At 64.9% G+C, this 2,019-nt stretch carries 2 protein-coding genes; both read right to left on the bottom strand.

Annotation, left to right across the window (positions count from 1 at the left end; translation table 11 throughout):
• A partial coding sequence (locus WAN71_RS05105) for a thiolase family protein (protein ID WP_422224288.1) occupies positions 1–647 on the bottom strand: 647 nt, incomplete at its 3' end.
• Between the two features lie 73 nt (positions 648–720).
• Positions 721–1,938: a CaiB/BaiF CoA transferase family protein gene (locus tag WAN71_RS05110; protein ID WP_422224289.1), complete on the bottom strand. Its 1,218-nt coding sequence runs from the start codon at positions 1,936–1,938 to the stop codon at positions 721–723.
• Positions 1,939–2,019 lie beyond the last annotated feature (81 nt).

Genomic DNA, 2,019 nt, shown 5'->3' on the forward strand with positions numbered 1-2,019 from the left:
ATATCGGCGCGGCACATCACGACCGCGGCGGCGCCTTCGTCGGGAGCGCAGAACATGTACTGGGTCAGCGGGTAATTCAGCACCGGCGAAGCCAGAATGGCCTCTTCGGAGATCGGTTTGCGGCGAAAAGCGTTGGGGTTTAATGCGCCGTTACGAAAGTTCTTGGCGGCCACCTTAGCCAGCGTGTCCGTCGAGATGCCATGGTCGTGGAGGTAGCGGTTGGCCTTCATCCCGAAGAACTTCGTGGTGAGATATTGACCGTTCTGCGCGTACCAGCTCGGCATCCCGACGAGCGCGGGATCTTCGGTGAAGGCGCCGCGCGGGTGTTTGTCCATCCCGACCGCGATGCCAATGTCATAGTCACCCAACCGGATACCGTCGGCGCACAACTTGGTGGCGCTGGCCGCCGTCGCGCAAGCGTTGAACACATCGGTGAAGGGAATGCCGGTGAGACCCACCATCCCGACAATGGCGTCCGGGTTGGCTACTGTCCAGCTGCCGCCAACCGCGAACTGGATGTCCTTCCACTCCACACCCGCGTCGGCGAGCGCGAGTTCGATGGCGTCCGCGGCCATCTCCATCGCGGATTTGCCCCCGAAGCGACCGAACGGATGCAGACCCACTCCGATGATGGCCACTCCGTTCATGAGCGCCGCTCTCCCCCGCAAGCGGGAGGTGCCCCCACCTCATCGCTCCGCTCCGCATCGTCGCCGGCGCGGTTCACGCTATAGCTCCCGATTCCTTCAGTTCGGCGATGCGGTCCCAGTCCATGCCGATTTCCATCAGAACTAGCTCGGTGTGCTCCGACGCCTGCGGGGCCCGGGTCGTCACCAGTGGTTCGTGATTGAACTGGATTGGCCCGCGCACGACTTTGAACGGCGCGCCGCCGCTGGCGAGCTCGACCTCGACGATCATGTCGTTGGCGATGGCCTGCTCGTCGCCGGCGAGGTCGAGGAGGCTCTGGAACGGCGCCCACTGGCCTCTCATCGTCTTCAGGTGCTGCCGCCAGTAGTCAAACGGCTTGGCGGCAAACGCCTTCGCGATCAACTCGGCGGCAGCGTCCGCGTTGTGGATCAACGGGAGCACATCGGAGAAACGGGGATCGTCGCCCGCCTCGGGGATGCCGAGATGCTCGAAGGTGTCGCGGATCAGCCCGGTCGGGCTGATGATGCACAGGTTGATCGTGCCGCCGTCGGAAGTCAGGTAGTTGCCCATGAAGGGGTTCACCGACACCGCGGTGGCGGAGCCGGGCATGGGTGTGCGCATGACCTCACCCGTCTCCATACCCTGCGTCATGCTCGCCCCCGCCGCCCACCAGGCCGTGCTCAGCAGCGACACGTCGAGCTCGAGGGCTTCGCCGGTGCGCTCGCGATGCAGCAACGCGGCCGAGATGCCGCCGGCGATGAACATGCCGCCGATGGAATCGCCGAAGGCTGGAATGCCTTGTCCCAGTGCGCCGCCCAGTTCCTCCGGCGTCAGCGCGTACCCGACCCCGCTGCGGGTCCAGAACGCCGTCCCGTCGTAACCACCGACGTCGCGTTCGGCTCCCTTGTCGCCGTAGGCCGAGCCGCGGGCGTAGATGATGTGCGGGTTCGCCGCGCGGATGTGCTCGACGTCGAACTTGTGCTTCTGGCGTTGGGCGGGCATGTAGTTCGTCAGGAACACGTCGGAGGTCTTGGCCAGTTCATAGATCACTTCCTGGCCGCCCGGCGTGGAGACGTCGATCCCGACGCTGCGTTTGCCGCGGTTCGGGTGCTCCATTAGCGGATGTCGGTGCGGGTCGACTTGGATGCCGCCCATGTTGATAAAGCCGCGCTGGGTATCGCCGCGCACCGGGTGCTCGACTTTGAGGACGTCCGCGCCCCAGTCGGCGAGGATGGCGCCTGCCGCCGGGACGAACGTGAACTGCGCAACCTCCAGGACCCGAAAGCCCTCCATCACTTTGACCATTTTGGGACCCTACTTGGCGTCGAACGTCACCGGAAGCGCGTTCGGTGATCGGAACGGCTGGCCATAAAT

Source organism: Mycobacterium sp. (assembly GCF_049280035.1).
GTDB lineage: Bacteria > Actinomycetota > Actinomycetes > Mycobacteriales > Mycobacteriaceae > Mycobacterium.